The following is an 8,747-nucleotide window of genomic DNA, read 5'->3' as shown; positions in this document are numbered from 1 at the left end:
GTTCCCTTATGCTCAGTGTTGCATCTATACCTTTGGGAAATTATGAATTCACAGGTATCATTGCTGTTATTCACTTAAACGGAAAAGAATATCGTTTAGCCACCTATCTCGGCGCCAAAGCATCAAAAATAAAAAACGGAGAAATCATAATAACTCAAAGAAACATGACATTCTCCGCAAAGCTGCTTGATAAAAATTCACATCCTCTCTCAGCTCCCTCCTGCGGTCTGATGAACAGAACAATCCACGAAAGCGCTTCATGCAGAGCATACTATTATTTTCAAAAAAACGAACACACTCTTTTGAATTTTGAAACCTCTAAAGCCTCATTCGAATACGAATATTCTATCTGAAAACGCTGTTTCATATTATGAAACAGCGTTTTTGTATTGTAAAACCGCTGCTATTGACTAAAAAAGTTTTCGGAACTATCATAACTTCAGAAAATAAAACAGTATTCTTTTTAAAGATACAAATAAAATTATAATCAAGGAGGAAATCAAAATGTTAAATGTAAAAACAGGAAAAAGCATTAACCCAAATGCAGCAGCAGCAGGTAAAGAAGCGGCAGCGCAGGTAAAAGCAGACCTCTCAGATATGAAAGTGGCATTCGTATACAGCGGAGTGCAATATAATCAGAAAGAATTATTAAAAGCTATATCAGATGAACTTCCGGGGGTACCTCTCATCGGGAATACATCTTTCACAGGAGTAGTTACACCGGAAGGTTTTATCTCGGGAGATGACGGTTTCGTCGGAATCATGTCTATGTCAGACAAAGATCTTACAGTAGGTGTCGCAGGAATGCCTAAAGAAGGAACTGCCAGAGAAACAGGACATAAACTTGCCGAAAAAGCATTAAAAGCGGCAGGCAAAACTGAAGCTCCCGCTTATTTCTATATGTCAGCGCCTTCCGGTGAAGAGGAATATTATCTAAAAGGAATCACAGAAGTCATCGGCCGTGTTCCTTTCTTCGGGGGTACAGCAGCCGACAATACTATAACAGGCGAATGGCTTCTTTATACCGATGAAATGGTTACTGCTGAAGGAGTTTCCGTTGCTTTCTTCTATACTGATAAACCTTTTGCCAATAAGTTTACCGGCGCATATAACGAAACTGATAAAGCCGGAGTAATCACAAAAATATGCGGAGACAGAACTCTGACAGAGATCGATGGAAAACCGGCATTGGATCAATATCGTGAATGGACAGGAGCCAGCGCCGAAGATGTAGCCGGCGGAAACCTTCTTTCTTACGCAATATGCCATCCTCTGGCAGTCAAAGACCGTCTGGGAGATCTTGCAGCCATCAGACATCCTATGAATGGAAATGACGACGGCTCAATGGCTATAGGAAATAATCTTGCAGTAGGAACAGCAGTAGTCCTGATGGAAGCGACAGTTGATGAAATCATCGAATCCGTAGGAAAAACTCTGGAAGATCTAAAGAAAAAAATGAACGGTTCTATCGCCGCACTCCATCTGGTTCACTGCGGAGGACGAAGAGCCGGCATAGACAGCAGGATCAATGAAGTATACGATCAGGTGAAAGCTCATGCAGATGGAATTCCGTTCATCATGGAATTCACCTTTGGTGAATATGGTTATGAAGATGACGGCAATAACACATGCGGAGGGCTGATGTTATCCTTCACTGCCTTTGGAAAATAAGCATTCTCAGAAAAAATCAACAGATAATTGAAAGGAGAAATCAACATGAAAATGATCATAAACGGTAAAAAAGCAGACAGTCTGAGCGGAGCAACTTTTGACGTTATTGCACCTGCTACAGGTGAAGTCATCGACACAGTTCCTAAAGCTACGGCAGAAGATGTTGAAAAAGCTGTATCAGCAGCTGTCATAGGACAAAAGATCTGGGCTGAAGTCCCTATCTCAAAAAGAGCTGACGTTCTTTACAGGTTTCTTGATATAGTCAAAGCAAACGAGGAATCTCTGGCTCAAACACTGTGCGCTGAAAACGGTAAGCCTATAACAGAGGCGCGTGCCGAAATCGGCAATATACAGATAGGCTTCTCAGGATTTATTGAACATGCTAAACACTATTACGGAAAAATAATTCCTGCAGGTACAGAACCCGGACAGGATAAACATATCCAGCTTGTAACAAGAGAACCTATAGGTGTCATCGCTTGCATAATTCCATTTAATTTCCCTTGCGATCTTTATGACCAGAAAGTAGCTCCGGCTCTTATGATGGGAAACGCCGCAATAGTATTGCCTTCATCCGATAATCCGCTTACCCTTATGAGACTTACAGAAATGCTGGTGGAAGCCGGTGTTCCTGACGGAGTCATCCAGTGCGTCACAGCTCCGGGTGCAGTAAAGAGTATAGCAGTAGCTGACCCAAGGGTACATCTCGTTACACTTACAGGCAGTACAGAAGTAGGCATCTCAACAGCTGAATTAGCTGCAAAAACTCTTACCCATACGGCTCTTGAACTTGGCGGAAACGATGCTTTCATACTGCTTGATGACGGTGATGTCGACCTTGCTGTCGAAGAAATGATCTGGGGCAGAATGTACAACACAGGGCAAGTATGCTGTGCAAGCAAAAGATTCCTTGTTCACAATTCATTGAAAGACGAATTCGCCAAAAAAGCAGTAGAAAGAATCAAACAGCTTAAAGTTGGCGACCCTAAAGATGAAAATACCCAGATAGCATGCCTTATCAGCGAAAAAGCTGCCATTAAAGTCGAGAAAGAAGTCAATAAAACTGTGGAACAAGGCGGTAAAATAATCTTAGGAGGTAAGAGAAACGGAGCCTTTTATGAACCTACAGTTATTGTAGATGTACCTAAAACAGCAGATGTCGCAAAAGATATGGAAATCTTCGGGCCTGTAGTTCCTATCATAGGTTTTGACAGTGATGAAGAAGCTATAGAAATAGCCAATAGTTCTATATTCGGCCTCTCCAGCTGCGTATTCTCATCAGACCAAAAACGTGCCTTCAATATAGCTAAAGCTATGGAATCAGGCGGCGCAGTTATAAACGGAGCAAGTTTCTTCAGGTCATTCGAGATGCCATTTGGAGGTTGGAAACACAGCGGCATAGGGACAGAAGGTGTTATGTCCACATTTGATGAAATGACGAGAGTAAAGAACATTGTTCTCAAGAATATAGTAGACTGATTTGCAACAATCACAAAATAATAAAAGAGAGGAGGTCAGATGACTTCCTCTCTTTTATTATTTTATCCCAAATACCCCATTTTTTCAGAAATACCTCCTGCTGCTTTGACCATATATTCAGCTACTTCTTGAATTCGATCATCTGTAAGCACATGTTTATCACCGCTGGCACTTACTGCTGCTATTATTTCGCCTCTGTAATCATATATGGGTGCTCCTATGCACCTATGCCCCATTTCATACTCTTCATCTGATATCGCCCAGCCCTGTCTTCGAACTTTTGCAATCTCATTGCGAAGGTTTCCCATATCTGAAATCGTATTGGGAGTGAATTTTATAAAACTGCAGTCAGCCATCACATCGTTGAGCTGCTCATTTGAATAATTGGAAAGCAAACATTTTCCAATAGCAGAACAATATGCGCTGACTTTTGTTCCTATTTGAAAATATAACCTTGCCGAAGCAACATTCATCTTTTCAAGATAAACAACTTTATTCCCGTCAAGAACCCCGAGAAAAGCTGCCATCCCCAGATGTGTGCTTATCTCTGCCACATATGGCCTTGCCTCCGTCTGCAGCTCCAGATCATTTATATAATAACTGACATTTTCTATAAGTTTTTCACCCAGTTTATAATTGCCATCTTCCATTTTATCAAGGTAATTACGATTCAGCAAAGTCATTATCAGCCTGTAAACAGTACTTTTATGAAGTCCTGTTATTGCCGCGATCTCTGTAAGACTTTTTCCTTCCTGTGCTGAAGCCACTGTTTCTATTATATCCAGCGCTCTTTCCACTGACTGCACACCTTTATCATCTGCCATCCGATATACCTCCCTTTAAAAGGTATTATATCAGTAAATTAGTCCAGTTGCACTTAGTTTTTTTGTCACTTTTTTCATGATAATTATCAATAGTAAAACTGAGGCGCTCCCTTGTATTCCTGTATCGTATTGCCTCCGTCTACGACAAACTCCTGACCTGTTATATAAGAAGCCCTTTCAGAACATAAAAATACTATCATGGACGCTACTTCTTCGGCAGTACCGCTTCTCTTCATAGGCGTATTAAATCCTCCCTGATACTCTCCTTCCGTCTGAGAAGATGTTTGTATCCATCCGGGAAGAACATTGTTTATTGTAACATTACACGCTCCGGTTTCTATGGCGATAGCTTTGCTCATTCCGATTATAGCGGCCTTTGCCGCTGAATAGGAGGCTTCCCCTGGATTGCTCACAAGAGGTCCTGTCACCGAAGAAGTATTGACAATCCTTCCATATCTATTCTTCTTCATATAAGGCAATACCTCTTTTGTTACATTAAAAGGTATATCGAGATTTCTCGATATATCCCTGTCCCAACTCTCATATGAAATATCCTCAAAATGGTCGAATTCTTCTTCACGAACTCCGGTTTGCACCATCCCTGCATTATTTACAAGAACATCTATTTTCCCATGTTGTTTTATGATATAAGATATAAGATTTCTAACGGCAGTCCTGTCCATCAGATCAGCCACCATACCTTTAGCATCTATACCCATATTCGTCAGTTCTGCCTGTCGCTTTATGATACGGTCTGTAGTGGATACTATTATTACCTTTCCGCCAAGCTCTCCTAATAATTTCGCAGTCCAAAACCCTATTCCGTTATCACTGCCCGCTCCTGTAACAAGGCATACTTTTCCGTTAAATTCTATAAACTGCTTCATATAAAATACCTCCTATATATCTTTGCACTGTCGTTTCAGCCACACCCTCTCAGGCTCATCAAGCAGCGGAGACAACGTTTCCTCCACGAAAGCATGATAACGATTTATATATCGTATTTCATCTTCCGTAAGCATAGAAATATCTATAGCATCCCGCTCATATGGGCATAAAGTTATCGTTTCAAAAACATATTTTCCGTCTTTTTCTATACAGAGAAGCTCATTTTCAATCCGGATACCGTATTCTCCTTCTAAATAAACCCCCGGCTCATCACTTGTTATCATTCCCGGTATTATATGACTTTCGGCTGACCTTGGGCTGATATTATTAGGACCTTCATGAACCGACAGCATATGCCCCACACCATGACCTGTTCCATGTTTAAAATCAAGCCCTACTTCTCTTAGAGGTTTTCTTGCCAACAGATCCAGATCGGCTCCTGTAGTGTCCTCTGTAAACTGAGCTGTTGCAAGCGCTATATGCCCCTTCAGCACAGCTGTATAATTTCTTTTACGCTCATCATCCACATTTCCCAGAGCTATGGTCCTTGTAATATCTGTCGTTCCGTCTTCATACTGACCTCCGGAATCAATCAAAATAAAACCACCTTCCCGTAAAACGGCGTTGCTTTCTTCAGTGGCAGAATAATGAATAACAGCTCCATGCTCCTCATATCCCGCTATCGTGTCAAAACTCAAATCATAAGCCCCCTGTTCCCTTCTCAGCTTCTCAAGTTTATCTGCCAGAGAAATCTCAGTAATTTTTTCTGTACCTATACTGTTTTTAAGCCAATAAAGAAATCTGATCATGACTGCTCCATCTCTGATATGAGCATTTTTTGTAGCACTTATTTCGTTTTTATTTTTAACAGCTTTAAGTCTTTCTACAGGGCTTTTTCGTAAAATACGTTCAACAGAAGAATGAAAACATTTACTGACTGCATAAGATACAGAATCCTCATCAAGAATAACAGCACAGTTTCGCAGCTTTTCCATATCGCTGAATACGTCCTTATATGGTCTGACACCCTTTTCAGATGACATAATATATTCTTCGTCCATGACATAAAGAGTCTCACTGTTTTTTGAAATAAGCGCAAACGCATAAAATACCGGAGTATGCTCAATATCACGTCCCCGCAAATTATAAAGCCATGCAATATCCTCCAGACGGCTTACCAGAAAAAAATCAGAACTTCCCATCTGCTCTCTCACTCGCACAAGCTTAGATTCAGATGATTCCCCTGTAACTTCCGGCGGCAGACTGTATATCTTTGACGGTACAACATCCGGTCTGTCTTCCCAGATTTCCTCCACAAGATCTATATCATAAACTATATTGTAATTTCCCTCAAGGCTTTCTCCCAGCTTACTGCTTACTATTCTCCCGTCAAATCCCACGACACTTCCCGAAGGCATCTGAGACAGATATTCACAAATACTTGGCACACCTCTTTCTCCTATTGCCATTAAGGTTATGCCACTGCCTTCAAGCTGCTGACGAGCCTGCAGAAAATATCTGCCGTCTGTCCACATACCGGCAAAATCCTGTTTTACTATCAAAGTTCCTGCAGAACCCGTAAATCCGGATATATATTCTCTGCATTTAAAATAATCATTGACATATTCAGAGCCATGATAATCTGTCGTTGGTATTATATAGATATCTATGCCTCTTTCTTTCATCTTTCTTCTCAAAGCTGTAAGTTGTTTTCGCATAAGCTATTATTCCTTTCTGCATATGGGTATGTTATCATAGTTTTACCCTAATTCCAACGGTTTATATTCACTTCATAGGCTAATAGAATTATTGACTTCTCTTCAATTTGGACTTAAAATGTATGTATTAATTAACAAATATAAAAGAAACGGAGGATTTATCAATGTCAAACAGAATAATGCTAAATCAGACATCTTATCATGGCAGCGGTGCCGTAAATGAAATAGCTGCCGAAGTAAAGTCACGAGGCTTCAAAAAGGCCTTAATCTGTTCAGGCCCTCATGTGGCTAAATCAGATTCCGCTGCTAAAATCAAAGAACTCCTGGATGATAATAATTTACCGTATGAAATCTTTTGTGAAATAAAAGCAAATCCTACTATAGAAAATGTCAAGAAAGGTGTCGAAGCCTTTAAAGCTGCGGAAGCTGATTACATCATCGCTCTGGGAGGGGGTTCTCCCATTGATACAGCAAAGGCCATCGGCATCATCATTAACAATCCCGAGTTTGCAGATGTCAGAAGTCTGGAAGGTGTAGCCCCTACAAAAAATCCTTGTGTACCTATCATTGCTATACCGACTACTGCCGGTACAGCTGCAGAAGTCACTATCAACTACGTTATAACAGATGTCGAAAAGAAACGCAAATTTGTATGTGTAGATCCTCACGATATACCTATCATAGCTATCGTCGATCCGGACATGATGCGTTCTATGCCAAAAGGACTCACTGCCGCTACAGGAATGGATGCTCTCACACACGCCATTGAAGGCTACACTACCAAAGGAGCCTGGGAAATGAGTGATATGTTTCATCTCAAAGCCATTGAGCTTATTTCCAGATCGCTCAGAGGAGCAGTGGAAAACACAGATGAAGGGCGTGAAGGAATGGCCCTTGGAGAGTATATCGCAGGAATGGGTTTCTCCAACGTAGGACTTGGAATTGCTCATTCTATGGCTCATACCCTCGGAGCTGTCTATGATACACCTCACGGAGTAGCCTGCGCTATGATGCTGCCCATCGTAATGGAATACAATCAAGAATGTACAGGTGAAAAATACCGCGAAATCGCTCGCGCCATGGGTGTGGAAAATGTTGACAATATGACATCGGATCAATACCGCAAAGCTGCTATCGAGGCTGTTCGCCATTTGTCAGAAGATGTAGGTATCCCTGCAAAACTGGAAGCCCTTAAAGAAGAGGATCTTCCTATGCTGGCCGAATCTGCAAAAGCTGACGCATGTGCCCCCGGCAATCCCAAAGATGCTGATATAGAAGATTTTAAAACACTGTTCAGAAAAATAATGAATTAATTCATAAAAAGCTGCCGTAAAATACGGCAGCTTTTTTTATTCCTATATCAACTTCCCATTTCCCTAAGAGATTCTCCTGACAATCTGTATACCGTCCAGTCTTCCAGAGGCTGTGCGCCCACAGATAGATAGAAATCTATACTCGGTTGATTCCAGTCAAGGCAGCTCCAGTCCAGCCTCCCACACCCTCTTTTTAGGGCTGTGGATGCCAGCTCTTTCAGCAATGCCTTCCCATATCCTTTTCCTCTGTATTTAGGCATTATATATAAATCCTCGAGATAGATTCCCGCTCTTCCGAGAAACGTTGAGAAATTATGAAAAAACAATGCAAACCCTACGTCTTTCCCATCTTCAACAGCTAATATAACTTCCGCTTTTTTCTTATCAAAAATCCACTCTTCAAGAAGCTCTGCTGTTGCAACCACCTGATCAGACAAATTCTCATATTCTGCCAGTTCATGAATAAACTTCAGGATCAGCTCTGTATCTTTTCTCTCTGCATAACGAAACTCTAACATATATTTTCCTCCATCAATTCTTCATCGGTTTTTATTATATATAAACTGAGCCTTATCTCTTTCTATTCGTATATCAGTATCATAAAATCGGGTCAATGCCTCTATCGCATATTGTGTATCCAGCGTACCGGCAGTTTCGTAACTGGAATGCATAGCCAACTGCGCCAGCCCCATATCCACTGCATTGACACTGACCTGAATATTTGACAAATTCCCCAGAGTCGAACCTCCCGCACTGTCGCTGCGATTTGCAAATGACTGTACAGGTACACCGGCTGCATGACAGATATCAGAAAATACTGCGCGGCTGAAGGCATCTGTCGTATATTTCTGATT

General features: G+C 41.3%; 7 protein-coding genes and 2 pseudogenes. 4 read left to right on the top strand and 5 right to left on the bottom strand.

Annotated features, from left to right (window positions below; all coding sequences use genetic code 11):
- The 3 genes and pseudogenes from ACLR96_RS09660 to ACLR96_RS09650 all read left to right on the top strand — a co-directional run.
- A pseudogene (locus ACLR96_RS09660) lies at positions 1–353 on the top strand (hypothetical protein); the annotation flags it as partial.
- 151 nt (positions 354–504) lie between these two features.
- Entirely contained in the window at positions 505–1,671 is a 1,167-nt protein-coding gene (locus tag ACLR96_RS09655) for an FIST N-terminal domain-containing protein (RefSeq protein ID WP_177270493.1), read from the top strand.
- 45 nt (positions 1,672–1,716) lie between these two features.
- Positions 1,717–3,150, top strand: a complete 1,434-nt coding sequence (locus ACLR96_RS09650) for an aldehyde dehydrogenase family protein (RefSeq protein ID WP_177270495.1) — start codon at positions 1,717–1,719, stop codon at positions 3,148–3,150.
- Between the two features lie 62 nt (positions 3,151–3,212).
- Here ACLR96_RS09650 and ACLR96_RS09645 read toward each other — a convergent pair whose 3' ends face one another.
- The 3 genes from ACLR96_RS09645 to ACLR96_RS09635 all read right to left on the bottom strand — a co-directional run bounded on the left by ACLR96_RS09645 (position 3,213) and on the right by ACLR96_RS09635 (position 6,580).
- A complete protein-coding gene (locus tag ACLR96_RS09645) occupies positions 3,213–3,974 on the bottom strand; it encodes an IclR family transcriptional regulator (RefSeq protein WP_177270497.1) in 762 nt (253 codons plus the stop codon).
- 86 nt (positions 3,975–4,060) lie between these two features.
- Positions 4,061–4,861 carry an SDR family NAD(P)-dependent oxidoreductase gene (locus tag ACLR96_RS09640; protein WP_177270498.1) on the bottom strand — a complete coding sequence of 267 codons (801 nt, stop codon included), beginning with the start codon at positions 4,859–4,861 and terminating at the stop codon, positions 4,061–4,063.
- 12 nt (positions 4,862–4,873) lie between these two features.
- Positions 4,874–6,580, bottom strand: a complete 1,707-nt coding sequence (locus ACLR96_RS09635) for an aminopeptidase P family protein (RefSeq protein WP_177270500.1) — start codon at positions 6,578–6,580, stop codon at positions 4,874–4,876.
- A 164-nt stretch (positions 6,581–6,744) separates the two neighbouring features.
- Here ACLR96_RS09635 and fucO point away from each other — a divergent pair, with 164 nt between their 5' ends.
- Entirely contained in the window at positions 6,745–7,893 is a 1,149-nt protein-coding gene (gene fucO / locus ACLR96_RS09630) for a lactaldehyde reductase (RefSeq protein WP_177270502.1), read from the top strand.
- A 47-nt stretch (positions 7,894–7,940) separates the two neighbouring features.
- Here the strand turns inward: fucO and ACLR96_RS09625 are convergent, their stop codons facing one another.
- Together ACLR96_RS09625 and ACLR96_RS09620 are read right to left on the bottom strand one after the other, a co-directional pair.
- On the bottom strand, positions 7,941–8,411 hold the full coding sequence (locus ACLR96_RS09625; protein WP_177267650.1) for a GNAT family N-acetyltransferase: 471 nt from the start codon (positions 8,409–8,411) through the stop codon (positions 7,941–7,943).
- Positions 8,412–8,432: 21 nt separating this feature from the next.
- Positions 8,433–8,747: pseudogene (locus ACLR96_RS09620) on the bottom strand (M18 family aminopeptidase); the annotation flags it as partial.

This window comes from Lentihominibacter sp. (assembly GCF_046951855.1).
GTDB lineage: Bacteria > Bacillota > Clostridia > Peptostreptococcales > Anaerovoracaceae > Lentihominibacter > Lentihominibacter hominis.
Note: the sequence above shows the minus strand (reverse complement) of the source record. Positions and strands in the feature narration are given on the sequence as shown.

Excerpts from the sequence above, each read along its gene's own strand:
- ACLR96_RS09655 (WP_177270493.1), top strand. The coding sequence starts at position 505 with ATGTTAAATGTAAAAACAGGAAAAAGCATTAACCCAAATGCAGCAGCA.
- ACLR96_RS09650 (WP_177270495.1), top strand. The coding sequence starts at position 1,717 with ATGAAAATGATCATAAACGGTAAAAAAGCAGACAGTCTGAGCGGAGCA.
- ACLR96_RS09645 (WP_177270497.1), bottom strand. The coding sequence starts at position 3,974 with ATGGCAGATGATAAAGGTGTGCAGTCAGTGGAAAGAGCGCTGGATATA.
- ACLR96_RS09640 (WP_177270498.1), bottom strand. The coding sequence starts at position 4,861 with ATGAAGCAGTTTATAGAATTTAACGGAAAAGTATGCCTTGTTACAGGA.
- ACLR96_RS09635 (WP_177270500.1), bottom strand. The coding sequence starts at position 6,580 with ATGCGAAAACAACTTACAGCTTTGAGAAGAAAGATGAAAGAAAGAGGC.
- fucO (WP_177270502.1), top strand. The coding sequence starts at position 6,745 with ATGTCAAACAGAATAATGCTAAATCAGACATCTTATCATGGCAGCGGT.
- ACLR96_RS09625 (WP_177267650.1), bottom strand. The coding sequence starts at position 8,411 with ATGTTAGAGTTTCGTTATGCAGAGAGAAAAGATACAGAGCTGATCCTG.